Source organism: Achromobacter sp. 77 (genome assembly GCF_020541125.1).
Classification (GTDB): domain Bacteria; phylum Pseudomonadota; class Gammaproteobacteria; order Burkholderiales; family Burkholderiaceae_B; genus Achromobacter; species Achromobacter mucicolens.
Genome location: NZ_CP059848.1, coordinates 4,477,339 through 4,502,905 on the forward strand (window position 1 = coordinate 4,477,339; position 25,567 = coordinate 4,502,905).

The following is a 25,567-nucleotide window of genomic DNA, read 5'->3' on the forward strand; positions in this document are numbered from 1 at the left end:
CTTCCCCCCATTCCCCGCCGGAGCGACCTCTTGAACGCGCCCGAACTGCACTGGGAAGAAAACGGCGTCGCCCGCTCGGCGCGCTGGCACTCGGAAACCGGCGCCACGCCGCCCAAACGCGTCATCGTCGCCGACGACACCCTGACCGCGGACATGGCCTACCGCCACGCGTGCGAGGGCGTGGGCCTGCTGTGGCGCGGCGACTTCCAGAACGCGCGCCAGCTGTTGCAGGCCATCACCCGCCGCGTCGACAAGCGTCCGCGCAAACCGGTAGAAACCCAACTTGAGGCCTTCAACCAGCATCGTCAGGTCCAGTCGCAGCGCGCCCGCATCCTGGGCATGCTGCTGATTCCCTTCGACGCCGGTCATACCATCCCCCTGCGCCGCGCGCCCGACGCGCATCTGGCCTGCGAAGCCGCGAACGTGCCGGGCGATACGCCCTACGTCGCGTCGCTGCGCGAACTGCTGGGCCTGATCGGCGCCTACGAATGGCGCAGGAAGGGCGTGGAGATTCCCGCCCTGAACAACCGCATCCACCCGCACTACGGCGTGTTCTCGCCGGTGCGCGGCGAATACGTGGACCTGATCGCCAACACGCCGATGCCGCGCGGCAGCGTGGCCTTCGATATCGGCACGGGCACGGGCGTGCTCGCCGCCGTCATCGCCCGCCGCGGCGGCAAACGCGTCGTCGCCACCGACATGGATCCCCGCGCGATTGCCTGCGCGCGCGAGAACCTGGAACGCCTGGGGTTGTCCGGGCAGGTCGAGGTCGAACAGACCGACCTCTTCCCCGAAGGCCGCGTGTCGCTCATCGTCTGCAACCCGCCCTGGCTGCCCGCGCGGCCCAGCTCGCCGCTGGAACATGCCGTGTACGACCCGGACAGCCGCATGCTGCGTGGCTTCCTGAATGGATTGAAGGACCATCTGACGCCGAACGGCGAAGGATGGCTGATCCTGTCGGATCTGGCCGAACATCTGAGGCTGCGCACACGCGAGCAACTGCTCGCGATGATCGAGGCCGCCGGCCTGCGCGTGATCGAAAAACTGGACACGCGGCCCGTGCATGGCAAGGCCCGCGACGCGAACGATCCGCTGCATGCGGCGCGGTCCCGGGAGATGACATCGCTGTGGCGATTGGGCGCGGCGTGAGCCTGACGGCTCAGCCTGCGCGCATCAACGAAAGAGGTGCAGCGCGCCCAGCGCCAGAATCAGCGCCGGCGGCATGACCACGATGCCCAGCCGCAGGAAACTGAGCGCGCTGATGTGCATGCCCTCGCGGCGCACCGCCAGCAGCCACAGCAGGGTCGCAAGCGATCCGCTGACGGACAGGTTGGGGCCCAGGTCGATCCCGATCAGCAGCGCCGCGGTGGTGGCGCTGGGCAGGTCGGCCATGCGCGCCAGCGTGCCCGCCATCAGCCCGGCCGGCAGATTGTTGATGACGTTGCCCGACAGCGCGGCGCCCACGCCGCCCGCCCATAGCGCCGCGTCCGCGGACAGGCTGCGCATCAGGTTAGCCAGGTCTTGCAGCACGCCGCTGGCGGCCATGCCCTCGACCAGCACGAAAAGACCCGCCACCAACGGCAGCACGCCCCACGCCACGCCTTTGATGAGGCGAATCGGGCTGGATCGCGTGACCGCCAGCACCAGCGCCGCCGACACGCAACCGGCGATCAGCGTGGGCAAGCCCAGCCGCTGGCCAAGCGCCGAGGTGATGAGCAGCGTGCCTGCGGTGATGGCCACGCCCAGCGCAGCCATACGCAGCGGCAAGGTCATGGGCGGCAGCGGCGGCGACGGCTTCAAGGGCTGGCGCAGGTCATGGCGAAACACCAGCCGCAACGTCACGTAGGTGGCGCCGATGGCCAGTGCGGACGGCAGGGCAAAGTGCGCCAGCCACGGCCCCAACGCAGGCATGCGGTCGCCGAAGACGACCAGGTTGGCCGGATTCGAGATCGGCAGCACGAAGCTGGCTGCATTGGCGATAAAGGCGCAGACATACAGATACGGCAACGGCGGCGCACCGACGACACGCGTCACCGCATAGACCGCGGGCGTCAGCACGACGGCCGTGGCGTCGTTGGACAGCAGCACGGTAACCCCGGTGCCCACCAGGAACACCAGGTCGAACAGCCGCCGCGCTGACCCGGCGGCGTGATCGGCCGCCAGCACGGCCACCCAGTCGAACAGGCCTGCCTGCCGGGCGACCTCCGCCACCAGCATCATGCCGATCAGGAACAGATAGACGTCGGTGCCTTCCAGAATGGCGCCGCCGGCCTGCCGCGCAGGCAGCAAGCCCAGCACCACCAGGGCGACCGCGCCGGCCGTTGCCCACACGTACTCGGGCAGCCGCCAGGGACGAAAGAGAATGGCCATGGTGGTCGCGGCGGCAATCAACCAGATCACGGCATTGGATAGCGACATGCTTTCAGGAATGCATCAAGGAAGTGAAGAGGAAGCCGGCGCGGGGGCCGATGTGGCGGACGCGCGCGTCTCCGGCAAGACCAGCAGGGTCACGCAGGCCAGCGCGGCAATGCCGGCCAGCGCAAGAAACGCTGCACTGTAACCCGCGTGCTGAACGATCACGCCAGCGAGCCCGTTGCTCAGTGCGGCGCCGATGCCGAATACCGTGGTGACGGCGCCCAGGCTGGCGTTGAAGCGGCCCGTGCCCTGCGTCAGGTCCAGCACCATCAAGGGCAGGACGGCGCCGAAGATACCCGCGCCAATGCCGTCGAGCAACTGCACGCCCACCAGCCACGCGGTGTCGTCGGAAAACGTGTACAGCACCCCACGCAGCGGCAGGATGAGAAACCCGATCAGCAGCAGCGGCTTGCGTCCCCATTGGTCTGCGTACCGCCCGACGGCCATCGCGGCGGGAATCATCACGAACTGCGCCGCGACGATGCAGACGGCGGTCAGCGGCGTGGCGAGCGCCGGGTTTGCCAGGGCGAGCTTCTGCCCGACCAGCGGCAGCATGGCCGCATTGGCCAGGTGAAACAGCGCGCAGCTCAAGGCCAGCAGCAGGAGCGGCCGGTTCGAGAGCAACTGGCGCAGCGGCACGGGCTGCGCATGCGCCTCCGCATTGGCGCTCTCGGCCAGGCCGCGCGCCTTGTCCGGATCGATATGCGCGGGGATGCGCAGGGTGGCCGCCAGGCTGGCCAGCGCCATCGCTGCCATCAGGTAGAACACCGCGACCGGTCCCCAGACGTACGCCAGTCCGCCCGCCAGCAGCGCCGCGAATCCGTTGCCGGCGTGATTGAACGATTCGTTGCGCGCGATGCGCGCCGTGAAGGCGCGGGCCGTGGTCAACCCGAGCGTGATGCCGGCAATGGCGGGCGCGAACACCGACGACGCGACGCCGGCGACCGCTTGCGTCAACGTGACCCAGGCGAAGTTCGGGCTGGCCAGGACGGCCATGCTGGCCACCGTCACCAGCACGGCGGCGGCGATCAGCAGCGCGCGCTTGTTCGACGCGCGGTCCACCAGCGCGCCCGCCGGCGTCTGCGCCGCCAGCGCGGCCAGCCCGGAGATCGTCATGACAAGCCCGATGCTGTCGGGCCGCCAATGGTGGACGGCGAGCAGGTAGATTGCCAGGTAAGGCCCAAGTCCATCCCGCACATCGGCCACGAAAAAATTCAGCCAATCGAGAGGACGCGTCGCGGGTGATGGAGAGTGCAAGGCAACCGTGTGAACGTGGATACCGCATGCGCGGCTAGCGGGAATGGCGCATGTTAGATCACAACGATCCGGGAGTCAGCGACATTGCGCTACGGCGCTCGCGCGTTCAACTCAGTGACAGTTTCACGGCGGCGGCGCGTCATCCGGCGCGGTCATTCGTCCCGCGCGCCGCACCCCGCTGGGCGGCTGGCCATAGGCGCGCAGGAACGCCCGCCGCATGCGGTTGCGGTCGGCAAAGCCGGTGTCCCGCGCCACGATGTCCAGCGAATGCCGTCCGGCTTCGAGCATGGCGCGAGCCGCTTCCAGCCGCAGCAGCTCCACCACCTTGGCGGGGGAATGCCCCGTCTCCTCGCGGAACACACGGCTGAACTGCCGCGGCGACAGGCGCGCCGCCTCGGCCAACTCGTCCACCGTCAAGGGATTACGCAGGTGTTCCTTGGCATAGACCAGCGCCCGTTGCACCCGGTCGGAGCGCGGTTCCAGTTCCAGCAAGGCGGAAAACTGGGATTGGCCGCCCGGGCGCCGGTGATAGACGACCAGCCGCCGTGCCACATCGCGGGCTAGCGCCGCGCCGTGGTCGTCTTCGATCAGCGCCAGGGCGAGATCGATGGCGGCCGACATGCCGGCGGACGTCCAGATGTTGCCGTCACGCACGAAAATGCGGTCGGGGTCGACGCGCACCTCGGGAAAACGGTCCTGAAGAGTGCGCGCATGCGCCCAATGGGTGGTGGCCGTACGGCCATTCAAGAGACCCGACTCGGCCAAGACAAAGGCGCCCGTGCACACGCCCGCGACCCGCCGCGCTTCGGTGGCGGCGCGCGCCACGTAGCGCGCCAGGCCGGGCGTGATTGGCCGGGGCATCAACTCGCCCGCCACGATCAGGGTGTCGGGCATGACGCCCAGGGCCACCGTCTCGATGCCCGCGTTCATGGTCGAGCGGATGATGCCGCCGCCTTCCGACAGGATGGTCACGCGGTATCCGTCGCGCTCCAGCGCGATGTTGGCGAACTCGAAGGCCGCCAGCGCGGCCAGGCCCATCACCTGGAAACCGTCTTCGAGAATGAGGCCGATCTGGCGCATGAGCGTATCCGTGACAGGAAATGACGGATATAGGCTATTAAAGCCATCGGCAGACGTCAATGAGCGAATCGTTTCTAAGGCGACAACCGCCCCATTCCACGGGAAGCTTTTCAGTCCGGCCGCCAGGCTGGACCAAGCCTCGCAGAACCTTATGTCTTAAATCGACGCTTTATTGACATTTGAGCCAAAACCGATCTGCCGCATAGTGGCTGCACCGCGATCTGATTCCAATGCAGACGCTCCCCCCACCGAGGCACCCGCATGCAACTGACCCAGAACACCATCTTCATCACCGGCGGCACCTCCGGCATCGGCCGCGCGCTGGCCGTCGCCCTTCACGACCTGGGCAACAAGGTCATTGTCGCCGGCCGCCGGCAGGCGCTGCTGGACGACATCGCCGCAGCGCATCCGGGCATTGACGGCATCGCGCTGGATATCTCCGACGCCCAGGACATCGAGCGCGTCGCCAAGACGCTGATCGCAACATATCCGTCGCTGAACGTGCTGATCAATAACGCCGGCATCATGCCGTTCGACGACCCCTCGTCCACGATCGACGACGCCGTGTCGCAGCGGATCCTGGAAACGAACCTGCTGGGTCCGATCCGCCTCACGTCCGCGCTCATCGAGCATCTGAAGGGCCAGCCGCGCGCGACGATCATTCACAACACGTCGATCCTCGCCTACGTGCCGATCGCCTCGAACGCGGTGTATTCCGCCTCCAAGGCCGCGCTGCATTCGTACGCGCTGTCGCAACGGTTCATGCTGCGCGACACCAACGTCACGGTGCAGGAAATTGCGCCGCCGTGGGTCGATACGGACCTCATCAAGAAAAGCGGCGATCCGCGCGCCATGCCGCTGGATGCGTTCATCGCCGAGACGATGCAAGGGCTGGGGTCCGACGCGCCCGAGGTGCTGGTCCAGGCCATTCGCCCGCTGCGCGACAACCCTGGGTCGAATGAGCACGCCTTCGTGCATGCGTTCAACCAAAGCCTGGTGGACGAACCGATTCCGGTCTGACGCGGCCGGCACGCGGCGCCCCCGTGGGCGCCGCCCCCTCTGGAAAGATCCCATGACAACAAAATTGGATATCGCAAGCTCCGGGCCGGCGGGCACAGCCGCGGCAGCGAGCCGCAGCGCAGAACTGCTGCCGGCCGGCTTTCTGGCGCTCGGCACCTTCGCCATCGGCACGGAAGGTTTCATGATTGCACCGCTTTTGCCGACGATGGCGGCGGATTTCCGTATGACGGTCCCGCAGATGGCGTCGCTCATCGTGGTGTTCACGCTGACGCTGGCGGTCAGCTCGCCCATCATGACCGTCCTGACCGCACGTTGGAATCGCCGCGCGGCCCTGCAGCTCGCCATGGGATTGTTCGCTTTGGGCAACGTGCTTGCTGCCTGGTCGCCCACCTTCTGGACGCTGATGACGGCGCGGGTCGTCATGGCGGTGGCAGCTGGCTTGTACGTGCCCGGCGCAAATGCGCTGGCCGGCGTAATCGTAGCGCCTGAAAGGCGGGGCAAGGCGCTGGCCATCGTCAGCGCCGGCATGACGTTGGCCATTGCGCTAGGCCTGCCGCTGGGCGCGGTGGCCGGTCACTTTCTGGGCTGGCGCGCCACATTCTCCATCGTCGCGGTGATGAGCCTGGTGGCCATCGCCGGCATCGGGGTGGGCATCGCCGCCGATGCAGGAACAGGTATTGCGGTCGCAACGTTTCGGCAGCGTCTTGCAGTCGTGCGCCAACCGTCGATACTGCGATTGCTGTCGGTCAGCCTTTTCTGGGCGATTGGCGCGTTCACGGCATACCCGTTCCTCGCACCGTACTTGGCAAGCGTGCTGGGATTTCGAGACGCCGCCATCAGCGCGACGATATCGCTCTGGGGCGTGGCGGCCGCGCTCGGCGTGACAACGGGCGGTGCGCTGACCGACAGGCTGGGCGCAAATCGCGTGGTACAGGTGTCGCTGACCATGCTGGGACTGGCGTTCCTGGGATTGTCGCTGGCAACGGCGCTGCCTGCGTCCGCCGCGCGAGCCCCCGTGTTGATCGCCGTGTTCCTGTGGGGCTTCACAGTCTGGTCATTCTTTCCCGCGCAGATGGCACGCCTTATCGGCGCGGGGGCCCCGGGACAGGCGCCGGTTGCACTGGCGTTGAATACGTCGACGATGTATTTCGGCTTTTCGGTGGGCAGCGGGCTGGGCGCCGCCATCCTTGGCGCCGGTGCAATTTGGGCAATTGGACTGGTGGCCGCGATGGCGCAGGCCGCGGCGTTTGTGTGGGATAAGCGCCGCCAGATTCCGGGGCAGGACGCAGCACCCCTCGATCCTACGCCCGCCCCGCCGCCACGTTCACGCTGATCGCGATGATGAACACGTTGAAGAAGAACGCGATGACGCCGTGCGTCATCGCCATGCGGCGACACCGGCGGTTGACGATCTGCACGTCTGAAACCTGGAAGGTCATGCCCAGCACCAGCGAGAAATACGCGAAGTCCCAGTAGTCGGGCTCGTCCGTGCCCGGAAAATCCAGGCCCTTGTGCATGGCGTTTTCATGCCCGTAATACCCGTGCGCATAGTGCAGCGCGAAGATCATGTTCATGTAGAGCCACGACAGCACGATGGTCACGGCCGCGGCCAGCATGTCGACCACCGCGCCCACATTGTTCTGCGCGCGCATTTCCACCCACAACGAGACCAGCACCATGCAGGACAGCGCGACGCTGCTCCAGAGGACGCCGCCGCGCCCGACGTCGTGCTGGCGGGCGTGCCGGCGCATGGCGGCGGCGCTGGTGCGTCCGAACACACGGGCGGTCAGGATCAGGAAGATCAGCGCCCCGGCGTCAAAGCCCAGCAGGATGGCCAGACTGGGCGGCAGGCCGGCTGCGTACAGCCCGCCCGCGACCGCGAGCAGCAGGCCGGCGCACAGCATCAGCCGGCGATGGGCATGGAAGAACGGCAGCCGGTCGGCGTTCGAGGCGTTTCCGGCGCTGTCATCTTTGAGCGGCTGCATGGCGGGCTCCTGTCTGCGCCGCGGGGCCGGGGCGTGTTGCCCGTGGCGGTCCCGCGATAGGTCCCTACGCTAACCGATACCCAGCAAACCGGCCAGCGCGCCGCCGAACAGCAGCCACAGCGGATGTATGCGCGTGCCGCTGCCCAGGATGGCGACGACGGCGGTGATCGCGCCCAGCAGCCAGGTGTGCACGGACGCCTCGGTGATGAGCGAGGCGCTGGCGGCGACCAGCCCCACGGTCATGGGGAAGATGCCCGCCTGGATGACGCCGCGCCACGGGCGGTCCTTGAATTTTTCCCACAGGCCCAGCGCGAGGACGGTAATGAGGGACGACGGGCCGAACTTGGCGATGGTCGTGGCCAGCAGGCCCGGCAGGCCGGCGACGTGCCAGCCCACCAGCGTGACGACCATCAGGTTGGGCCCCGGCGCGGCCTGGCCCAGCGCGAAGAGCGCGGAGAAGTCGGCGGCCGTCATCCAGCCGTGGACCTCGACGACCTGGCGCTGCATCTCGGGCAGGATGGTGTTGCCTCCGCCGAAGGCCAGCACGGACAGTTCGGAAAAAATGAGGACAAGGGCGACAAGGGTATGGATCATCGGCGTTGCCTCCAGACCATCAGGATGCTGAGCGGCGTCAGCACCAGCATCGTGGGCAGAAGCGGGATGCGCAGGACGGCGATGGCGATGAAACAGGCGGTGGCGACCACACCCGCAAGCCAGTCGCGGCGCTTGACGACCGGCATGCCGATCTTGACCGCCATGGAGATCAGCAGCCCGGCGGCGGCCGCCGCCAGGCCGGCGAACAGATGCTGGATGTCGGGATCGTTCTGGAAACGGTCATAGACCATGCCTAGCATGACGACGATGATGGACGGCGCGAGGATCAGGCCCATCAGCGCGGCGAACGCGCCGCGCGGGCCGCGGAATTTCATGCCCAGGGCGACGGACAGGTTGATGATGTTGCCGCCCGGCAAGAATTGGCACAGGCCCAGCAGTTCGGTGAACTCGGCGCCGGTCAGCCAGCGGTGCTTTTCGACGACCATGCGCCGCGCCAGGGGCAAGGCGCCGCCGAAGGCGGTCAGGCCCAGCATCAGAAAACCGTGGAACAGCTGGCCGCAAGTGGGGGGAGGCCGTAAATCGGCCTCGTCGGTGGAGAGTGCTGCGTTCGTCATTGTTGTGGCCGGCGCGGAACCGGCTAAGGGAGCTGGCGCGGGGAACGCGCCAGGGGTGGATCACGAGATTGCAGGCTACTCCTCGCGTCAGATAATGTCTAATATATGACTCGTCAAATACTCATATCTACAAAATATGGCAAGCGTTGATTTGCGGCTGTTGCGGTACTTCCTGGCCGTCGCCGAGGAATCCCATCTGACCAAGGCGGCGGCCCGGCTGGGCATCCGCCAGCCGCCGCTCAGCCAGCAGATCCGCGTGCTGGAGGCGGAGCTGGGCGTGACGCTCTTTCACCGGCTGCCGCGCGGCATGGAGCTCACCGAAAGCGGGCGCGCGCTGCTGGAAGACGCGCGCAACATCATCGCCCTGGTGGACCAGGCCGTTGACGGCGTGCGGCGCGTGTCGCAGGGCGAGGCGGGCCGCTTGACCGTGGGGTTCACGGGCTCGGCGGCGTTTCATCCGTTCGTGCCGTCGGTCATCCGGCGTTTCCGCGAAAGCGCGCCGCACGTGCATCTGGTGCTTGAAGAAAGCAGCACGGGCGAGCTGCGCGAGGCGGTCGCCGAGGGGCGCATCGATGTCGCGTTCATCCGCGGCGCGCATGGCGCGGACCCCGGCGTGCAGATGGAAACCGTGCTCGAGGAAGCCATGCTGGCGGCCTTTCCGGCCGACCACCCGGCCGTCAGGGGCCGCGCGCGCAAGCGCATCTCGCTGTCGGAGCTGGCGGACGAATCGCTGATCCTGTACCGGCGTCACAGCGGCCCGGGGCTGTACGACGCCATCATCAGCGCATGCCGCGCCGAAGGCTTCAGCCCCCGGGTCACGCAGGAAGCGCCGCGCATGCTTTCCACCCTGAGTTTTGTCGCCGCGGGACTGGGCGTGTCGCTGGTGCCCGCGTCGCTGCGCCGCGTGAACATCGAGGGTGTGGTGTACGTCAGCGTCACCCATCCGGCGGCGCTGCGCGCGCCGCTGAACCTGATCTGGCGCGACGCGCCCCTATCCGGCGCCGCCCGCAAGCTGATCGACGAAGCGCGGCGCCAGCGGGACGAATCCCGGGCGGGCAAAAGCCCCTGACGCGGGGCCCGCCTTTGGCCACCCCTTTGGCCCCCCCTGCCCCGGCGCTACACTTGCCGCCACCGCATCCTGCAATGACCCACGGCTTTCCATGCATTCCGAATCCCCCATCGGCGTATATGACTCCGGCGTCGGCGGGCTGAGCGTCGTCCGGGCGATCCGCGACCTGCTGCCCCACGAACCGCTACTCTACGTGGCGGACTCCGCCCATGTGCCCTACGGGGAAAAGACCCAGGCCTTCGTCGAGCAACGCGCCTGCGCCATCGCGGACTATTTCGTGTCGCAGCGCGCCCGCGCCATGGTGGTGGCCTGCAACACCGCCACGGCCGCGGCGATCGCGCTGCTGCGCCAGCGCCATCCGGCGCTCATCATCATCGGCGTCGAACCGGCCATCAAGCCCGCCGCGCACCTGACGCACACGGGCGTGGTGGGCGTCTTCGCCACGACCGGGACGCTGGCCAGCCCCAAGTTCGCCGCGCTGGTACAACGCGAGGCGCCCGAGGTTCGCATCGTGCTGCGGCCCTGCCCGCAATGGGTGCGGCTGGTCGAGCAAGGCGTGCTCTCGGGCCCCGAAGCCGCCGAGGCCGTGCGCGGGCCGGTCGCCGAACTGCGCGAGGCCGGGGCTGACGTCCTGGTGTTGGGCTGCACGCACTTTCCCTTCCTGCGCGACGTGATCCAGGACGCCGCCGGCCCCGGCGTGCCGCTCTTGGAGACGGGCGCCCCGGTGGCGCGCTGGCTGCGCCACCAGCTGCATGAACGCGGCCTGCTGGCGACCCAAGGCCCGGGCGCCCTGCAGTTGCAGACCACGGGCGAGGCCGACGCGCTGGCGCAGCTGGCAAGCCGCCTGCTGGGTACGCCCATGCCGGCCGGCACGGTGCCCGACGCGTGGCGGGGACTGCGCCCCGTTTGATCTGCCGCAGCGCCGGGAGGCGCCGGCGGGGCGAATGTGAGATACAGTGGAACGCACGCCCCCACGGCCCGCAAGGAGACGCCATGAAACGCATCCTGATTCCCGTCGATGGTTCGGAAACTTCCCTGAACGCGGTCAAGGCGCTGCTCGATGCGCGCCGCTACGACCCGGTCGAACGCGTGGACCTGCTCACGGTCCAGATGCCCTTGAAGGCCGGCGCGTTCGGCAGCGGCCTGTCGCAGGAAGAGATCGATGCCTATCACCACGAGGAAGGCGAGGCCGCGGTGCAGGCCGCCAGCGCGCTGCTGACGCAGGCCGGCGTGCCGTTCGACGTACACATCGAGGCCGGCGCGGCTGCCGAGACCATTACGCGCGTGGCCGATGAAACCGGCGCCCACGAGATCTTCATGGGGACGCGCGGCCTGGGTTCGGTGTCGGCGCTTTTCATGGGGTCGGTCGCCACGGGCGTGCTGTCCCTGACCGAACTGCCCGTCACACTGGTCAAGTAAGGAGCCGCCATGCTGAACATTCTGGTTCCCGTCGACGGCTCCGACAACGCGGACCGCGCCGTCGACTATGCCCGCCGCCTGGCGCAGGGCGCAACATCCGCGCGCATCCACCTCATCAACATCCAGACGCCGCCGCGCGGGCGCGCCGGGTTGTCGCGCCTGATCACGCAGGACATGATCGACGACTTCTATGCCCGCGAAGGCCGCGAAGCCACGGAAGCCGCGCGCAAGCTGCTGGACACGGCCGGCGTGGACTACGTCAGCCACGTGGTCTTTGGCAACGCGCCCGCCGAAATCGCCGGCTATGCGCAGGACCACCGCTGCGCCCGCATCGTCATGGGCACGCGCGGCAACGGCAAGCTGACCAACATCCTGATCGGCTCGGTGGCCAATCAGGTGGTGCAGCTGGCGCAGGTGCCGGTCACGCTGGTGAAGTAAGCCCGCCTGGGTATGATGGGGCGACTTGCAAGCCCTGGAGTCCCCATCATGGTCAACCTGCGTTTCGCGCTGGCGGCCGCCCTGGCGCTGACGTTGCTCAGCGCCTGCGGCGAGGTCGCCAAGCTGCCCGTCGAAGCCGGCATGGGGCCCGCGCCTCAGCTGCCGCCCCCCAGCACCACGCTCATCCCCACGGTGAACACGGCCAAGGCCGTGGGCTGGAAACCGGGCGCGCAGCCGCAGCCCGCGGACGGCCTGACCGTGACGGCGTTCGCCGCCGGGCTGGATCATCCGCGCTGGCTGTACGTGCTGCCCAATGGCGACGTGCTGGTCGCCGAGACCAACGCGCCGCCCAAGCCCGAAGACGCGCCGGGCGGCATCAAGCAATGGGCCGCCGGCCTGGTAATGAAACGCGCGGGCGCCAAGACCGACAGCGCAAACCGAATCACGCTGCTGCGCGATGCCGATCACGACGGCGTGGCGGAAACGCGCACGACGCTGCTGGAAGGATTGAATTCGCCGTTCGGCATGGCGCTCGTCGGCAACCAGCTGTACGTGGCGAATGCCGACGCCGTCGTGCGCTTTCCCGTCGAACCGGGCCAGACGCGCATCACGGCGCCGGGCGTCAAGGTCACCGACCTGCCCGCCGGCCTGAACCACCACTGGACCAAGAACCTCATCGCCAGCCCGGACGGCTCCCGGCTGTATGTGTCCGTGGGGTCCAACAGCAACGTGGGCGAGAACGGCATGGACATCGAGGAAGGCCGCGCCGCCATTTGGGAGCTGGACGTGGCCAGCGGGCAAAAGCGGCGCTACGCCACGGGGCTGCGCAATCCGGTCGGCATGGCCTGGGCGCCGGACGGCAAGACGCTGTGGACGGCCGTCAACGAGCGCGACGAGCTGGGCAGCGACCTCGTGCCGGACTACATGACCTCGGTGCGCGACGGCGGCTTCTATGGCTGGCCGTACAGCTACTTCGGCCAGCACGTCGATACGCGCGTGCAGCCGCCGCGGCCCGATCTCGTCGCGCAGGCCATCGTGCCCGATTACGCGCTGGGCCCGCACACCGCATCGCTCGGCCTGGCGTGGTCGGGCGGGACCACGTTGCCCGAGCCCTATGCCCACGGCATGTTCGTGGGCCAGCACGGCTCGTGGAACCGCGATCCGCGCAGCGGCTACAAGGTGATCTTCGTGCCCTTCGATCAGAACCAGCCCGGCGGGCCGGCCAGGGACGTACTCACCGGCTTTCTGGACGAGAACGGCCAGGCGCAGGGCCGGCCGGTGGGCGTGGCGATCGACAAGCAGGGCGGCCTGCTGGTGGCGGACGACGTTGGCAATGTGGTCTGGCGCGTGGCCGCCAAACCGTAGACGGGCCCCCGCGCAGGTGCTGCGCGCAGCACCTGCCCGCCCCTACAATGGCCGATCCCGAATTCCAGACTGGAGCGAGCATGAGCACGGAAAAAGTGGCGATCCTCACGGCGGCCGGCAGCGGCATGGGTGCGGCGGCGGCGCGCAAGCTGGCGGCGGACGGATACCGCGTGGCCATCCTGTCGTCGTCCGGCAAGGGCGCGGCACTGGCGCAGGAACTGGGCGGCCTGGGCGTCACCGGGTCGAACCGCTCGCCGGAAGACCTGTCGCGCCTGGTGGACGCCACCCTGCAAAAGTGGGGCCGCGTGGACGCGGTGGTCAATAGCGCCGGACACGGCCCCAAGGGCCCGCTGCTGGAACTGAGCGACGACGACTGGCACCTGGGCATGGAGTTCTACCTGCTGAACGTGGTGCGCATCACCCGCCTGGTGGCGCCGGTGATGAAACAGCAGCAATCCGGGGCCATCGTCAACATCTCCACCTACGCCACCTTCGAGCCGGAAGCGCTGTTTCCGACGTCGGGCGTGTTCCGCGCCGGGCTGGCCGCCTTCACCAAGGTGTTCACGGACGAGTACGCGCAGTACAACGTGCGCATGAACAACGTGCTCCCGGGCTTCATCGACAGCCTGCCCGAAAAGGAAGACCGCCGCGTGCGCATCCCGATGGGCCGCTACGGCACGGCGCAGGAAGTGGCGGACCTGATCGCGTTCCTGGCGTCGAGCGCATCGTCCTACATCACTGGCCAGAACATCCGCATCGACGGCGGCATCACGCGCTCCGTGTGACGCGCGCAGGATCGCCGGCCTCATGCGTTTGGCGTAGTCCCTCGTCCGAATGACGGTATTGAAGGCCCCGGCGGGCTTTTAGTACCGTAGGTTTTCACATTCGACGAGGTGTTTGGCGCATGTCCGCTACATCGTCAGCGGCTGCGCCGCAGTCCGCCCCCCCGACTCCCGGCCAAGCCTCGCGCTTTCTGGCGCAGGCCACCTTCGGCCCCACGCCGGCCGACATCGACGCCGTCGTGCGGGTCGGCTATGCCGCCTGGCTGGACGCCCAGCTCGACATGCCGCCATCGCAGACGCATTTCGACTGGCTGCTCCAGAAGAACCGCAACACCGAGGCCTTCAAGGGCAACGGCATCAATGCGCCGCTGGAATCCACGCTGTGGCGCAAGTTCATCAGCGCGCCCGATCAGGTGCGCACGCGGGTCGCGTTTTCGCTGTCGGAGATCTTCGTCGTCGGCGTGTCCGCCATCACGGCGTCGTGGCCGCTCTTCGGCGCGGCCGGTTTCATGGATCTGCTGGCCAGGCACGCCCTGGGCAATTACCAGGACCTGCTGACCGCGGTGACGCAGAACCTGTCGATGGGCTGCATGCTGACCTATCGCGGCAACCGCAAGGAAGACCCCAGGACGGGCCGCCATCCCGACGAAAACTACGCGCGCGAGGTGATGCAGCTGTTCAGCATCGGCCTGCTGGTGCTGGAGCAGGACGGCACGGTCAAGCTCGTCAACGGCGCGCCCGTGGAAACCTACACCAATGCCGACGTGCAGGGGCTGGCCAAGGTCTTTACCGGCTGGGACATCAACGGCCCGGAAACGGACGTGGAGTTTCACCGCCGCCCCATGGCGCTGAACAACGCGCTGCACTCGATGTCGGAGAAGCGCTTCCTGGGCGCGGTCATCCCGCCCGGCACGGATGGCCACCTGTCGCTCAAGCGCGCCATGGAGGTCATCAGCGCCCATCCCAACGTGGGGCCCTTCATCGGCATGCAGCTCATCCAGCGCATGGTGACCAGCAATCCCAGTCCGGCGTACGTGGGCCGCGTGTCAGCCATGTTCGATGACGACGGGAAGGGCCAGCGCGGCAACCTGAAGGCCGTGGTGCGCGCGATCCTGCTGGACCCGGAGGCGCGCCAGCCAGACCTGAGCTCGCCCTATTGGGGCAAGGTGCGCGAACCGATCCTGCGCTTTTCGGGATGGGCCCGCGCCTTCGGGGCGGATTCGACCAACGGGGAATGGGCCATGCCCGACACCACCGACAACACGATCCGGCTGGCGCAGAGCCCGATGCGGTCGCCGTCGGTGTTCAACTTCTTCCGGCCCCGCTACGTGCCGCCCGTCACCGAGCTTGCGCGCAGCCACCTGGTTGCGCCGGAGCTGCAGATCACCGACGAGACCAGCATCGCGGGCTATTTGAATTTCCTGGCCATCTACGTGGACCGCGGTTGGGAGGACCTGCAGACCGCCTACACACCCGAGATCGCGCTGGCCAAGGACCCCGAGGCGCTGGTGGCGCGCGTGGTGCTGCTGCTGGCGGGCGACGCCTTCAGCGCGCGCACGGCGGCCACCATTGCCAAGGCCGTGGCCACGTTGCCGCCGGACCGCCCGCGCGACCGAGTCCGCGCCGCCATCATGCTGGTGGCCGCCACCCCGGAATACCTGGTGCAGAAATGACAGACCGCCAAGGCCTCGACCGCCGCAACTTTCTCCTGCGCGCCATGGCGCTGGGCGCAACCCGCGGCGCCGCTCCGCTGGCGCTGAACCTGGCCGCGATCGGCGCCGCCGCGGCGCAATCCGCCCCGCCCGCATACAAGGCGTTGGTCTGCGTCTTCCTGTACGGCGGCAACGATCCGTACAACACGCTGGTCCCCTACGATCCGTCGTCGTATCGCGCCTACGCCGCCGCGCGCGGCGACATCGCGCTGCCGCGCGACGCGCTGCGCGCCACCGTGCTGCGCGGCAAGGCGGACACGCAGGGCGGCATGCAGTTCGCCCTGGCCCCCGCGCTGGCGCCGCTGGCCCCGCTGTACGAACGCGGCGAGCTGGCCGCGCTACTGAACGTCGGTCCGCTGATCGTGCCCACCACCAAGGCCGAATACATCGGCGCGCGCGTGCCGCTGCCGCCCAAGCTGTTCTCGCACAACGACCAGCAGTCGGTCTGGCAGGCGCTGGCGCCCGAGGGCGCGTCCTCGGGCTGGGCGGGCCGGCTGACCGATCTTTTCGCGGGCGCGAACGCACACCGCACCTTCACCGGCATCACGGCGGGCGGCAGCACGGTGCTGCTGGCCGGCCGCAAGGTAGCGGGCTATCGCGTGGGCATCAACGGTTCCACGCAGATCGACCTGCTGCATCGCGACATGTATGGCTCCAGCGCCTGCACCGCCCTGCTGCGCGAACTGATCACCGAGCGGCGCGAACACCTGATGGAGCGCGAGATGTCGCGCATCGCCACCCAGTCCATCTCAGCCGACACGCGCCTGCGCGCCGCCTTGGCCGACGTCGCCGTGCCCGGCGACTTTTCGTCGCCGCTCGCGCAGCAGCTGCGCATCGTGGCGCGCATCATCGCGGCCCGCGACACGCTGGGCGCGCGGCGGCAGGTGTTCTTCGTCTCGCAGAACGGCTATGACAACCACACGGGCCTGTCCGACACGCACCCGGCGTTGTTGAAGGAACTGGGCCAGGCGCTGGCGGCATTCCAGAACGCCCTGTCGGACATGGGCGTGGCCGATCAGGTCACCACCTTCACGGCCTCCGAATTCGGCCGCACGCTGGGATCCAACGGCAACGGCTCGGACCACGGCTGGGGCGGGCACCACTTCGTGCTGGGCGGCGCGGTCAACGGCGGGCGCTGCTACGGCGCCCACCCGGAAATCGCACTGAACGGCCCGGGATTCGTGGACAACGGCCGCCTGCTGCCCACGACAGCAGTGGATCAGCTGGGCGCGGATTTGGGCGCCTGGTTCGGCGCCAGCCGGGACGATCTGCGCACGGTGTTTCCGAACCTGCGGCACTTCGGGCCGGAGCCGTTGGGGATGTTGACGTCTGCGCCGGTCAAGTCTGAAGCTTAGGAGCAAGAGAGTAAGCGCATTGCACCAGCTTCTTCGCAACCGCCTCATCCACCGGTTTCATGCCATACGACCAGAGCTCGAGCATCCGGCCAATATTGCGCACCGCCTCCTGATCTTGATTGACGGACACGAACGCCTCCGCGCAATCAGCGGTCTTGAGCAGCGCCGCGCCAAGATGCTTTCGCCAGTGATTCTGTCTTGCAGACGAAACGTCGCAGACCAAGCCTAACCGCTTCAAGGCGTCGGCGGTTGGCCATCGCTTCGTTCCTCCCAGCGTAAGCGCCATGCCGTCGTTGGCGTCGCCGTGGTTATCGCGAGGCGCGTACACCGACATCGTCAACATGTCATATACGGGGGCCAACGTGGGTATCGCGCCGGGTTCGTACAACAGTCCAAAATTCTTCAGGTGCGCATCGCCGTTTCTGATGGACGCGGCCAGCAGGTACTGCGCATAGAACTGATCGCAAGCAAGTTGTCCCGCAAGTCCAGGACAAAACGCGCGGATGGTCCGCACGATACGCTCTGCAGAGCCACTGAACTTATCCCGGGCCGGCTGGCCGGTCAGTGCGCACATATCCTCAAAGCCAAGCGCTTTTCCCGCGGCATCAACATCAAAACGTCTAACCAAGAGGCGGCTGAAGTCCGACGCAAGATGGGTTTCGGGCACGTTAAGTCCCATCTCTCGCGCCGCCATCATCCCAAAATGTTCCATCAAAACGATATCTGCGCGATCGGGATCATTCAATTTGACGATCCACTGGTCGACGGCGATGGTGCGCTTGACGCCATCCTCGCCGACAGGACTGCGGGCGAGGAACTTCAAAAATCCTCCGGACACACCCGGGCCGTGACGGTCCTCGCCCAAGTAATGGCGCACGATGCCTTTCAAGTCCGACGACAACAGGCTTTGCAGCGACTCGTGGACGCTTCTTCGCGAAGGCTTGCCGCCTGCAGGCACGGCTTTGAGCTGTCCTATCAGGTTCTCGCCAACAATCGACAACAACTCCATGTCGCCAAAACTCGAAAAGTTCTTGGCGAAGAACCGTTCGAGTGTTTGCCGCAATGCCCCTTCGGGCAACGAGACCTGAAACACAGGAAACAGAAACGGGCTTGTCCAGCTTTCCGTGCGCGGAGGCATCAGTAACGAGACGGCCAACTCTCTGGGCGTATCGGGCAAATAGGTAAACACGAAGGAAGTGATGCCGGTTTGGTCCAGCACCCCTACCTTCGTCTCCTGTACGTAGATATCCAACGTCATGATTCACGCCCTTCGCGCGAGCGGCGATACGCCATTTCATTTTCGGCGAACACGTCTTCCAGCGTGGGCGGCGCGTATTCTGCCGGGACGACCTTCAACTCCAGGTCCAGGACGCGCATAAGGCGGCGCAACGTCGAGACATTGCAATCGCCACCGCCTTCGATGGCTACCAGTGCCCGTCGGCTGATGCCTGCCAGCTCGGCGAGACGCGCCTGGGTGTACTTGCGGTCCCGCCGGGCCTTGACCAGCGCGCCAATCAGCGGGTCCTTCATGTCAGCAGTCATAGGTCACCGGAAATGTGAAGTATAGGTATCAATTTATCGCTAATGGGCACGTTTGTGAAGCGTACTACCCATTTCACACCCCTTCCCTCGCATCGGAACATTCCAGGACCAAATAACCCCGGCGCCTGGCGCGCCGCCGCGCAACGGCTAGCGTCCCCCCCACTTCCGATCTATAACCTCAGACACCCCGCTCCGCCATTCGGCGGCGCGCGCGTTTCCACGGTCCTTGCGCATCGCACCATGAACTTGCCTCCCGATCTGGCGCTCCAGCCCGCCACCGAAGAAGACGTGCCGTTCCTGCTGGCCCTGCGCAAGCGCACGATGACGGCGCATCTGGAGCGTGCAGGCGTGTCGCTGGACGATGCCGGGCACCTGGCGCGCATCCAGTACCACTTCGATGACGCCCAGATCGTCTGGCTGGGCGGGCGGCCCGCGGGGCTGTTCAAGCATTACCGCGATGCCGCCGGCTGGCGCATCGTGCAGATCCAGATCGATCCGGATTTTCAGGGCCAGGGGCTGGGCCGCCGGCTGGTGGCCGGCGTGCTGGACCGCGCGGACCAGGAAGGGGCGCCCGTCACGTTGAGCGTCCTGAAAGGCAATCCCGCCCGGCGGCTGTACGAGGCGTTGGGCTTTACCCCTGTCATGGAGACCGAGCTGGAGCACGAAATGCGGTATGACCCCGGCGCCGTCCGGCCGGGTGGTTGAGCCCTTTGCGGCACATTTTTTCCGGACCGCGGGAATAAAGCGGCTCCGGCTGGCGTCCGTAGAGGGCAGTCCCCCACAATCCTCCCCACCTACGAGGCACACCATGCGCAAACACACCGCCGCGGCCCTGGCTCTCGCCTGCGCCGCCCTGTTCTCGGCCGGCGCCCACGCCCAGGCCGTCAAGACCCAGGACGGCATCCTGGTCAATAGCGCCGGCATGACGCTGTACACCTTCGACAAGGACTCCGCGGGCAAGAGCGCCTGCGTCGACGCGTGCGCGAAGGCCTGGCCGCCCGCCATGGCCGCCGCCGACGCCAAGCCGATGGGCGACCTGACGGTTATCACCCGCGACGACGGCAGCAAGCAATGGGCCTTCAAGGGCAAGCCGCTGTATCTGTTCGCCAAGGACACCAAGCCGGGCGACAAGACTGGCGACAACTTCAAGGAAATCTGGCACGTCGTCAAACCCTGATCCGGACACCTGCCTGATCAGCCCATGCGCGCCGAAGACGAAGCCCAGATCCTGGCCTGCATCCCCAGCCTGCGCCGCTATGCGCGCGGGCTGACGGGCGACCCGGATCGCGCCGACGATCTGGTGCAGGACACGCTGGAGCGCGCATGGAGCCGCTATTCCCGCTGGCAGCGGCGCGGCGAGCTGCGTGCCTGGATGTTCGGCATCATGCACAACCATTTCATCGACGGCGTGCGCGCCGCGGGCCGGCGCACCGACCAGACGGCGCCCGGCGACCTGCCCGATGCGCCAGTGCGCGCCACCCAGACCGACCAGCTCGAAGTGCGGGACCTGGACCGCTGCCTGCTGGCTCTGCCGGCGGAGCAGCGCGAGGTCCTCTTGCTGATCGCCGTCGAAGACCTGTCCTACCAGGAGACCGCACGCATCCTGTCGGTGCCGATCGGCACCGTCATGTCGCGGCTCTCGCGCGCCCGCGAAAAGCTCGGCGCGCTGATGCAGGGCCGCGAACCCGCCAGACGGCTGCGGCCCGTTCCCTCCCCGCGTGAAATGCCATGACCGACAAACGCCTCCATCCGGTTCCCGCCGCGGGCACGCCCATCACGGAAGCCGACCTGCATGGCTATGCCGACGGCCAGTTGTCCGCCACGCGCCGCGCGGAAGTGGCCGCATTCCTGGCCGCGCACCCGCAGGACCAGACCCGGGTGGACGAGTGGCAGGCGCAGCGCCGCGCGCTGCACGCCCTGCTGGACCCCGTGCTGGACGAACCCCTTCCCTTGCGCTTGCCGCTGCGCGCGCCGGCTCGGACCTGGCCGTGGCGCGCGTTGGCGGCCAGCGTGGCCGTCGCCGTGGTCAGCGCCAGCGCGGCCTGGATGCTGCGCGGCGCCGTGGATGCGCGCCATCTGCAGACGGTGCTGGCCACCGCCAGCCCGGAGCGGGCGGCTGGCGGCTATGCCCAACGCGCCGCCATCGCCCACGCGGTGTATGCGCCCGACATGGGCCGGCCCGTCGAAGTCAGCGGCGAAAACGAGAAGGCGCTGGTGACGTGGCTGACCAAGCGAATGGGCGCGCCGATGCGCGCGCCGTCGCTGTCGAAAACGGGTTATGAACTCATCGGCGGACGGCTGCTGCCGGGCGGCGCCGGTCCGGTGGCGCAGTTCATGTATGGCGCGGCCGATGGCCAGCGCCTGACGCTGTACGTCACCCGCGAAGCTGCGGGCGGACAGACCGCCTTCCAGTTCACGCAGGAAGGCCCCGTGCGGGTGTTCTATTGGGTCGAAGGCGAGTTCGGCTACGCGCTCTCGGGCGCCGTCAGCCGCGACGAACTGCAGCGCGTGTCGCAAGAGGTCTACCGCCAGTTGCAGGGCTAGGCGAGCGGTGGGCGGTGACCTGCGGGCTGCCGCTCAGCCCGCGCTGGCGCGCGCCTCGTGCAGCATGTGCAGCGTGATCTTGCGCACCTCGGCCTTGCTCATGTCGATGTGCGACCGCAGCATGCGCGCGGCCTCCTCCGCCCGGCGCGCCAGGATCGCCCGCAGGATGGCCGCGTGTTCGTCGTAGGTGGCGTCCACGCGGAAGTCCTTGGTGAAGTCCAGCCGCCTGACGATGCGGATCTTCTCCGTGACGTCGCGGTGGATCTGCGCCATCTCCGGATTGCCTGCCGCGGCCACCAGCGAGCAGTGGAAAGCTTCATCCAGCTGCGCCACCAGCCGGCCGTCCAGGATGCGCTGCGGCGCCGGCACCAGCCAGACGTCCGTCAGCGCGCCCAGAATGCCGGCCGGATCCATGTGTTCGCGGGCGCACAGCTTTTCCACGGCCGCCTGCTCCAGCACCACGCGCACGTCGTACAACGCCTCGAAGCGTTCGAAGTCGAACGGCCGCACCTGCCAGCCGCTGCGCGGCCGGGCCAACACGAAGCCTTCGCGTTCCAGCCGCGCCAGGCCCAGCCGAACCGGGGTGCGGCTCACGCCCAGGCGCGCCACCAGGTCGGCCTCGGTGAAGCGTTCGCCGGGCAGCATCCGAAAGCCGAACAGGTCATCCTTGATGCGCTGGTAGACCTGATCGGCCAGCGAGCCGGCAAGGGCCGGCGCGGGGCGGAGGGCGGGCCCGGCCTGGACGGCTTCCAGCCGCATCATCCGGTCACGACGCACGTGGCGTCTTCGGTGATCACGACCAGCGGATCGCCCGCGTTGACGGGCTTGCCGGGCACGCAGCGGATGGCGGACACCGTGCCCGACGCCGGCGCGATGACGGACAGCTCCATCTTCATGGCCTCGACCACCACCAGCGTGTCGCCGGCCGACACGCTCTGCCCCACCTGGACCGGAATCTTCCAGATGTTGCCGCACATGTCGGCGCTGACCAGCCGCTCGCCTTCGCGCAGCACGGTCTCGGCCTCGGGTTCGGCGGCAGGCGGTTCGGCCGCCACGTCCTCGGTCTTCCAGAGCGCCACTTCGGCATCGAACGCCGTCTTCTGGCGCGCCTGGAAGGCGGCGATGCTGTCCGCCTGCTCGGCCAGGAAGCGGCGATGCGCGGCGAAGTCGAACACTTCTTCCTCGATGCGGACGGTGGCACGGCCTTCGCGGAAGTCCTCGCGCAGGACATCCAGTTCCGCCTCGGTGACGGGATAGAAGCGCACCTGGTCGAAGAACCGCAGCAGCCACGGCTTGCCGTCCTGGAACACCGGGTTCTTCAGGAACTTGTTCCAGATGGGCAGCGTGCGGCCCACGAGTTGATAGCCCCCGGGCGAGTCCATGCCGTAGATGCACATGTACACCCCCCCGATGCCCACCGTGCCTTCGGCGGTGAAGGTGCGCGCGGGGTTGTACTTGGACGTCAGCAGGCGGTGACGCGGGTCGATGGGCACCGCGCACGGCGCGCCCAGATACACGTCGCCCAGGCCCATGATGAGATAGCTGGCGTCAAAAACAATGCGGCGCACCTCGTCGCGCGCGTCCAGCCCGTTGATGCGCTGGATGAAGTCGACGTTGTTCGGCAGCCAGGGCGCGCTGGCGCGCACCGTTTCCTGATAGCGCTGCACCGCGCCCAGCGTGGCGGAATCCTCGAAGGCCATCGGCAGGTACACGACGCGCGTGGGCACCTTCAGCGTGGCCACATCGGCCAGCCCTTGTTCGATCTCCAGCAGCTTCGCAATCAGCGCGCCCTGCAGGATGACGCGGCTGTCGTAGCGGATCTGCAGCGAGCGCACGCCGGGCGACAGCTCCAGCACGCCGTCAACCGGATCCGCATTGAGCGCTTCCATCAGCAGGTGGATGCGCATGCGCAGCGCCAGGTCCAGCACGTTGTCGCCGTATTCCAGCAGCAGATAGCCGTCGCCGGCTTGCCGGTACGACACCGACGGGCGCGCCCCGTCGGCGGGCAGCGCGGCGATGATGGTCTCCGAGACCGTCGCCGGCACGGGTGCGGGCTCGGTCGCGGCGGGCGCCGCGGGCGCCAGTTCGGCGATGCGGCGGTCCTGCGCGGCTTCCAGTGCCACGGCCTGCGGGTAATCGATGCGCACGAAGCGGATGCGGTCGCCGGGCTTGACCTGCCCCACCTTCCACAGCTCGGCACGCGCGATGGTGACGGGACACACGAAGCCGCCCAGGCTGGGGCCGTCGCGCGTCAGGATCACGGGACTGTCGCCGGTGAAATTGATGCTGCCAATTGCGTATTCGCAATCGTGGATGTTGGACGGATGCAGGCCGGCCTCGCCGCCGTTTTCCCGCGCCCACGTGGGCTTGGGACCGATCAGCCGGACACCCAGGCGATTGGAGTTGTAGTGCACCTCCCAGTCGGCCGCAAAGAAGGCGTCGATGGCGTCGGGCTGAAAAAAGTCGGGCGCGCCATGCGGGCCGTACAGCACGCCGATCTCCCAGGTGTTGCCGTATTCGGGGATCAGCGCGGCGGGTGCGGCCTGCGGCAGCGTCTCGGGCGGCGCGGCCGTGGCGCCCGCCAGTTCGGGACGCACGACGGGCAGCATGTCGCCCACGCGCAGCGTGCGGCCGGCATGGCCGCCAAACTGGCCCAGCGCAAAGGTGGACCGGCTGCCCAGGTACACCGGCACGTCCAGCCCGTTGCGCACCGCCAGGTAGCTGCGGCAGCCGGACAGCGCGCGGCCGGTGGCCAGCACCTGTCCGGAAGTGACAAAGATGGGCTGCCACATCGGCACCGGCTCGCCATCCAGCGTGGCCGCGCACGCCGCGCCCGTCAGCGCCACGACGGCATCGCCGTGAAAGCGCAGCGTCGGGCCGATCAGCGTGGTCTCGATGCCGGCCGCGTCCGGCGCGTTGCCAACGATGCGGTTGGCCACGCGAAACGCGTAATCGTCCATGGGGCCGGAGGGCGGCACGCCGATGTCCCAGTAGCCCGCGCGGCCGGGATAGTCCTGCACGCTGGTGTAGGTGCCCGCTTCGAGGACCTCGATGGCCGCGGGGCGGTACGCAAAGCCTTCCAGAAACCGCGTGGACAGCTGGCCGGCGCGAAAGCGCGCATCGGCCACGATCTGGCGCAGGTAATCCAGGTTGGTCGCAATGCCGTGCAGGCGCGTGCGCGCCAGCGCGTCGGCCAGCTTGTCCAGCGCGGCCTCGCGCGTTTCCGCATGCACGATCAGCTTGGCCAGCATCGGGTCGTAGAACGCGGGCACGTCGGTGCCGGTCTCGACCCAGCCATCGACCCGCACGCCGTCCGGGAACGACACGTCGGTCAGCACGCCGGGCGATGGCTGGAACTGGCGCAGCGGATCCTCGGCGTACAGGCGCACTTCGATCGACGCGCCTTGCGGGGCGCGCGACATGGCGGCGTAATCCAGCGGCTCGCCCGCGGCAACGCGCAGCATGCACTCCACCAGGTCCAGACCGGTCACGGCCTCGGTCACCGGGTGCTCGACCTGCAGCCGCGTGTTGACTTCCAGGAAGTAGAAGCTGTCGCGCGCCGGATCGTAGATGAACTCCACCGTGCCGGCCGAACGGTAGTTCACGGATTCACCCAGCTTGACGGCGGCATCCAGCAGCGCGGCGCGCGTGGCGGCAGGCAGCAACGGCGCCGGGGTTTCCTCGATGACCTTCTGGTTGCGGCGCTGCACCGAGCAGTCGCGTTCGCCCAGCGCCAGCACGCGGCCCGCGCCGTCGCCAAAGATCTGCACCTCCACATGCCGCGCGTTGTCCACATAGCGCTCGATGAACGCACCGCCGTCGCGAAAGAAGTGTTCGCCCATGCGCTGCACGCTGTCGAACGCGACGGTCAGTTCCGCCTCGTTCTCGCAGCGCGACAAGCCGATGCCGCCGCCGCCCGCCGTGCTTTTCAGCATGACCGGATAGCCGATGCGTTCGGCCTGCGACAGCGCCTCGCCCAGGCTGGACAAGAGACCGGTGCCCGGCGTCATCGGCACGCCCGCGTCAGCCGCCAGTTCGCGCGATCGGTGCTTCAGGCCGAATTCGCGAATCTGCAGCGGCGTGGGGCCGACGAAGGCAATGCCGGCGGCCTCGCAGGCTTCGGCGAAGTCGGCGCTCTCGGACAGAAAGCCGTAGCCGGGGTAGATCGCCTGCGCGCCGTGCGCGCGCGCCGCCTCCAGCAACAGATCCATGCGCAGGTAGCTGTCGGCGGCCTTCTCACCGCCCAGCGCCACGGCCACGTCGGCCTCGCGCACATGCGCGGCATTGCGGTCCGGATCGGAATAGACGGCCACGCTGCGGATGCCCAGCCGCTTGAGGGTGCGGATGGCGCGGACGGCGATCTCGCCGCGGTTTGCAATCAGAACGGTATCGAACACGATGCGACTCCCTGGGGT

25 protein-coding genes are annotated in these 25,567 nt (G+C 68.0%); 15 read left to right on the forward strand and 10 right to left on the reverse strand.

What is annotated here, in order from left to right:
* The first annotated feature begins 30 nt into the window (after positions 1 to 30).
* Positions 31 to 1,149 (forward strand): class I SAM-dependent methyltransferase, encoded by a 1,119-nt coding sequence (locus H4P35_RS20805; protein WP_226846775.1) that lies wholly within the window; start codon positions 31 to 33, stop codon positions 1,147 to 1,149.
* A 24-nt stretch (positions 1,150 to 1,173) separates the two neighbouring features.
* Here H4P35_RS20805 and H4P35_RS20810 read toward each other — a convergent pair whose 3' ends face one another.
* The 3 genes from H4P35_RS20810 to H4P35_RS20820 all read right to left on the reverse strand — a co-directional run bounded on the left by H4P35_RS20810 (position 1,174) and on the right by H4P35_RS20820 (position 4,752).
* Positions 1,174 to 2,418, reverse strand: coding sequence for an arsenic transporter (locus H4P35_RS20810; RefSeq protein ID WP_226846777.1), 1,245 nt, complete (start codon positions 2,416 to 2,418; stop codon positions 1,174 to 1,176).
* A gap of 15 nt (positions 2,419 to 2,433) precedes the next feature.
* Positions 2,434 to 3,621, reverse strand: coding sequence for an MFS transporter (locus H4P35_RS20815; RefSeq protein WP_226846779.1), 1,188 nt, complete (start codon positions 3,619 to 3,621; stop codon positions 2,434 to 2,436).
* A gap of 174 nt (positions 3,622 to 3,795) precedes the next feature.
* Complete coding sequence (locus H4P35_RS20820; RefSeq protein ID WP_062838730.1) at positions 3,796 to 4,752, reverse strand: GlxA family transcriptional regulator; 957 nt, start codon at positions 4,750 to 4,752, stop codon at positions 3,796 to 3,798.
* 261 nt (positions 4,753 to 5,013) lie between these two features.
* Here H4P35_RS20820 and H4P35_RS20825 point away from each other — a divergent pair, with 261 nt between their 5' ends.
* Positions 5,014 to 5,772, forward strand: a complete 759-nt coding sequence (locus H4P35_RS20825) for an SDR family oxidoreductase (protein ID WP_226846781.1) — start codon at positions 5,014 to 5,016, stop codon at positions 5,770 to 5,772.
* 52 nt (positions 5,773 to 5,824) lie between these two features.
* Positions 5,825 to 7,105, forward strand: coding sequence for an MFS transporter (locus H4P35_RS20830; RefSeq protein ID WP_175155142.1), 1,281 nt, complete (start codon positions 5,825 to 5,827; stop codon positions 7,103 to 7,105).
* Here H4P35_RS20830 and H4P35_RS20835 read toward each other — a convergent pair.
* From H4P35_RS20835 to H4P35_RS20845, 3 genes are all read right to left on the reverse strand, one after another.
* Positions 7,074 to 7,757, reverse strand: coding sequence for a DUF1345 domain-containing protein (locus H4P35_RS20835; RefSeq protein ID WP_226846783.1), 684 nt, complete (start codon positions 7,755 to 7,757; stop codon positions 7,074 to 7,076). The two genes, H4P35_RS20830 and H4P35_RS20835, sit on opposite strands and share 32 nt — an antisense overlap.
* A gap of 69 nt (positions 7,758 to 7,826) precedes the next feature.
* On the reverse strand, positions 7,827 to 8,351 hold the full coding sequence (locus tag H4P35_RS20840) for a chromate transporter (RefSeq protein ID WP_062838727.1): 525 nt from the start codon (positions 8,349 to 8,351) through the stop codon (positions 7,827 to 7,829).
* On the reverse strand, positions 8,348 to 8,926 hold the full coding sequence (locus H4P35_RS20845) for a chromate transporter (RefSeq protein ID WP_152382335.1): 579 nt from the start codon (positions 8,924 to 8,926) through the stop codon (positions 8,348 to 8,350). The genes H4P35_RS20840 and H4P35_RS20845 overlap by 4 nt, the downstream gene beginning before the upstream one ends.
* A gap of 136 nt (positions 8,927 to 9,062) precedes the next feature.
* On the opposite strand from H4P35_RS20845, the gene H4P35_RS20850 reads away from it, so the two are divergent.
* From H4P35_RS20850 to H4P35_RS20885, 8 genes are all read left to right on the forward strand, one after another.
* A complete protein-coding gene (locus H4P35_RS20850) occupies positions 9,063 to 9,995 on the forward strand; it encodes a LysR family transcriptional regulator (protein WP_180098052.1) in 933 nt (310 codons plus the stop codon).
* Between the two features lie 91 nt (positions 9,996 to 10,086).
* Positions 10,087 to 10,905 carry a glutamate racemase gene (murI, locus tag H4P35_RS20855; protein WP_226846785.1) on the forward strand — a complete coding sequence of 273 codons (819 nt, stop codon included), beginning with the start codon at positions 10,087 to 10,089 and terminating at the stop codon, positions 10,903 to 10,905.
* An 83-nt stretch (positions 10,906 to 10,988) separates the two neighbouring features.
* Positions 10,989 to 11,414, forward strand: a complete 426-nt coding sequence (locus tag H4P35_RS20860; RefSeq protein WP_152382338.1) for a universal stress protein — start codon at positions 10,989 to 10,991, stop codon at positions 11,412 to 11,414.
* Positions 11,415 to 11,423: 9 nt separating this feature from the next.
* Entirely contained in the window at positions 11,424 to 11,852 is a 429-nt protein-coding gene (locus tag H4P35_RS20865) for a universal stress protein (RefSeq protein ID WP_226846787.1), read from the forward strand.
* Positions 11,853 to 11,900: 48 nt separating this feature from the next.
* A complete protein-coding gene (locus tag H4P35_RS20870) occupies positions 11,901 to 13,217 on the forward strand; it encodes a sorbosone dehydrogenase family protein (protein WP_226846789.1) in 1,317 nt (438 codons plus the stop codon).
* Positions 13,218 to 13,297: 80 nt separating this feature from the next.
* On the forward strand, positions 13,298 to 14,002 hold the full coding sequence (locus H4P35_RS20875) for an SDR family oxidoreductase (protein ID WP_062838720.1): 705 nt from the start codon (positions 13,298 to 13,300) through the stop codon (positions 14,000 to 14,002).
* A gap of 119 nt (positions 14,003 to 14,121) precedes the next feature.
* Positions 14,122 to 15,672: a DUF1800 family protein gene (locus tag H4P35_RS20880; protein WP_226846791.1), complete on the forward strand. Its 1,551-nt coding sequence runs from the start codon at positions 14,122 to 14,124 to the stop codon at positions 15,670 to 15,672.
* Positions 15,669 to 17,066: a DUF1501 domain-containing protein gene (locus H4P35_RS20885; RefSeq protein WP_226846793.1), complete on the forward strand. Its 1,398-nt coding sequence runs from the start codon at positions 15,669 to 15,671 to the stop codon at positions 17,064 to 17,066. Before H4P35_RS20880 ends, H4P35_RS20885 begins: the two co-directional genes overlap by 4 nt.
* Here H4P35_RS20885 and H4P35_RS20890 read toward each other — a convergent pair.
* A complete protein-coding gene (locus tag H4P35_RS20890) occupies positions 17,050 to 18,324 on the reverse strand; it encodes a type II toxin-antitoxin system HipA family toxin (RefSeq protein WP_226846795.1) in 1,275 nt (424 codons plus the stop codon). The two genes, H4P35_RS20885 and H4P35_RS20890, sit on opposite strands and share 17 nt — an antisense overlap.
* The gene (locus H4P35_RS20895; protein WP_226846797.1) at positions 18,321 to 18,596 is read right to left on the reverse strand and encodes a helix-turn-helix domain-containing protein; all 276 of its coding nucleotides are present in this window, start codon (positions 18,594 to 18,596) and stop codon (positions 18,321 to 18,323) included. Before H4P35_RS20895 ends, H4P35_RS20890 begins: the two co-directional genes overlap by 4 nt.
* A 252-nt stretch (positions 18,597 to 18,848) precedes the next feature.
* Between H4P35_RS20895 and H4P35_RS20900 the strand changes: the two genes are divergently transcribed.
* From H4P35_RS20900 to H4P35_RS20915, 4 genes are all read left to right on the forward strand, one after another.
* Positions 18,849 to 19,313, forward strand: coding sequence for a GNAT family N-acetyltransferase (locus tag H4P35_RS20900; protein WP_180098045.1), 465 nt, complete (start codon positions 18,849 to 18,851; stop codon positions 19,311 to 19,313).
* A gap of 103 nt (positions 19,314 to 19,416) precedes the next feature.
* Positions 19,417 to 19,785: a hypothetical protein gene (locus tag H4P35_RS20905; RefSeq protein ID WP_062838716.1), complete on the forward strand. Its 369-nt coding sequence runs from the start codon at positions 19,417 to 19,419 to the stop codon at positions 19,783 to 19,785.
* 24 nt (positions 19,786 to 19,809) lie between these two features.
* On the forward strand, positions 19,810 to 20,340 hold the full coding sequence (locus H4P35_RS20910) for an RNA polymerase sigma factor (protein WP_180098043.1): 531 nt from the start codon (positions 19,810 to 19,812) through the stop codon (positions 20,338 to 20,340).
* On the forward strand, positions 20,337 to 21,152 hold the full coding sequence (locus H4P35_RS20915) for an anti-sigma factor (RefSeq protein ID WP_175235002.1): 816 nt from the start codon (positions 20,337 to 20,339) through the stop codon (positions 21,150 to 21,152). The genes H4P35_RS20910 and H4P35_RS20915 overlap by 4 nt, the downstream gene beginning before the upstream one ends.
* A 33-nt stretch (positions 21,153 to 21,185) precedes the next feature.
* On the opposite strand, the gene H4P35_RS20920 is transcribed toward H4P35_RS20915, so the two are convergent.
* Both H4P35_RS20920 and uca read right to left on the reverse strand, forming a co-directional pair.
* Entirely contained in the window at positions 21,186 to 21,914 is a 729-nt protein-coding gene (locus tag H4P35_RS20920) for a GntR family transcriptional regulator (protein ID WP_180098225.1), read from the reverse strand.
* A complete protein-coding gene (gene uca, locus H4P35_RS20925; RefSeq protein WP_226846799.1) occupies positions 21,911 to 25,549 on the reverse strand; it encodes an urea carboxylase in 3,639 nt (1,212 codons plus the stop codon). The genes H4P35_RS20920 and uca overlap by 4 nt, the downstream gene beginning before the upstream one ends.
* Positions 25,550 to 25,567: the final 18 nt, after the last annotated feature.

What these genes read in the sequence shown, in the direction of transcription:
- H4P35_RS20885 (WP_226846793.1), top strand. Translation starts at nt 15,669, where the DNA reads ATGACAGACCGCCAAGGCCTCGACCGCCGCAACTTTCTCCTGCGCGCC.
- H4P35_RS20835 (WP_226846783.1), bottom strand. Translation starts at nt 7,757, where the DNA reads ATGCAGCCGCTCAAAGATGACAGCGCCGGAAACGCCTCGAACGCCGAC.
- H4P35_RS20840 (WP_062838727.1), bottom strand. Translation starts at nt 8,351, where the DNA reads ATGATCCATACCCTTGTCGCCCTTGTCCTCATTTTTTCCGAACTGTCC.
- H4P35_RS20825 (WP_226846781.1), top strand. Translation starts at nt 5,014, where the DNA reads ATGCAACTGACCCAGAACACCATCTTCATCACCGGCGGCACCTCCGGC.
- H4P35_RS20810 (WP_226846777.1), bottom strand. Translation starts at nt 2,418, where the DNA reads ATGTCGCTATCCAATGCCGTGATCTGGTTGATTGCCGCCGCGACCACC.
- H4P35_RS20905 (WP_062838716.1), top strand. Translation starts at nt 19,417, where the DNA reads ATGCGCAAACACACCGCCGCGGCCCTGGCTCTCGCCTGCGCCGCCCTG.
- H4P35_RS20860 (WP_152382338.1), top strand. Translation starts at nt 10,989, where the DNA reads ATGAAACGCATCCTGATTCCCGTCGATGGTTCGGAAACTTCCCTGAAC.
- H4P35_RS20920 (WP_180098225.1), bottom strand. Translation starts at nt 21,914, where the DNA reads ATGATGCGGCTGGAAGCCGTCCAGGCCGGGCCCGCCCTCCGCCCCGCG.
- H4P35_RS20875 (WP_062838720.1), top strand. Translation starts at nt 13,298, where the DNA reads ATGAGCACGGAAAAAGTGGCGATCCTCACGGCGGCCGGCAGCGGCATG.
- H4P35_RS20880 (WP_226846791.1), top strand. Translation starts at nt 14,122, where the DNA reads ATGTCCGCTACATCGTCAGCGGCTGCGCCGCAGTCCGCCCCCCCGACT.
- murI (WP_226846785.1), top strand. Translation starts at nt 10,087, where the DNA reads ATGCATTCCGAATCCCCCATCGGCGTATATGACTCCGGCGTCGGCGGG.
- H4P35_RS20865 (WP_226846787.1), top strand. Translation starts at nt 11,424, where the DNA reads ATGCTGAACATTCTGGTTCCCGTCGACGGCTCCGACAACGCGGACCGC.
- H4P35_RS20850 (WP_180098052.1), top strand. Translation starts at nt 9,063, where the DNA reads ATGGCAAGCGTTGATTTGCGGCTGTTGCGGTACTTCCTGGCCGTCGCC.
- H4P35_RS20870 (WP_226846789.1), top strand. Translation starts at nt 11,901, where the DNA reads ATGGTCAACCTGCGTTTCGCGCTGGCGGCCGCCCTGGCGCTGACGTTG.
- H4P35_RS20830 (WP_175155142.1), top strand. Translation starts at nt 5,825, where the DNA reads ATGACAACAAAATTGGATATCGCAAGCTCCGGGCCGGCGGGCACAGCC.
- H4P35_RS20845 (WP_152382335.1), bottom strand. Translation starts at nt 8,926, where the DNA reads ATGACGAACGCAGCACTCTCCACCGACGAGGCCGATTTACGGCCTCCC.
- H4P35_RS20915 (WP_175235002.1), top strand. Translation starts at nt 20,337, where the DNA reads ATGACCGACAAACGCCTCCATCCGGTTCCCGCCGCGGGCACGCCCATC.
- H4P35_RS20820 (WP_062838730.1), bottom strand. Translation starts at nt 4,752, where the DNA reads ATGCGCCAGATCGGCCTCATTCTCGAAGACGGTTTCCAGGTGATGGGC.
- H4P35_RS20900 (WP_180098045.1), top strand. Translation starts at nt 18,849, where the DNA reads ATGAACTTGCCTCCCGATCTGGCGCTCCAGCCCGCCACCGAAGAAGAC.
- H4P35_RS20910 (WP_180098043.1), top strand. Translation starts at nt 19,810, where the DNA reads ATGCGCGCCGAAGACGAAGCCCAGATCCTGGCCTGCATCCCCAGCCTG.
- H4P35_RS20890 (WP_226846795.1), bottom strand. Translation starts at nt 18,324, where the DNA reads ATGACGTTGGATATCTACGTACAGGAGACGAAGGTAGGGGTGCTGGAC.
- H4P35_RS20895 (WP_226846797.1), bottom strand. Translation starts at nt 18,596, where the DNA reads ATGAAGGACCCGCTGATTGGCGCGCTGGTCAAGGCCCGGCGGGACCGC.